Source organism: Polaribacter sp. 2405UD43-2 (genome assembly GCF_058147125.1).
In genome coordinates this window covers 1-231 of sequence record NZ_JBYVJX010000125.1, presented here as the reverse complement: position 1 = coordinate 231, position 231 = coordinate 1, and the positions used below count along the sequence as shown (strand labels likewise).

The following is a 231-nucleotide window of genomic DNA, read 5'->3' as shown; positions in this document are numbered from 1 at the left end:
TTTTAATCCTTTTTTATCTAAAGTAAGAGATTCTTTTCTTAACTTAACAATATGAGCGGCATATCCATCGAATTTCTTATTTACATTATCTAAAACATCATCGTAAGTATCAAATACTTTTTGAGGATTCGTATTTTTATTGCTATCGGTAACTCCTTGAAAATATTCATATAAGTTTTTAACCCCCATTTTAGTAGGATCTATGCGATATCCTTTTTCTAAAATTAAAAA

General features: G+C 26.4%; 1 pseudogene. It reads right to left on the bottom strand.

Features of this window, described 5'->3' with window-relative positions:
- Nucleotides 1-231, bottom strand: a pseudogene (locus ACY2RX_RS15010) (hypothetical protein); the annotation flags it as partial.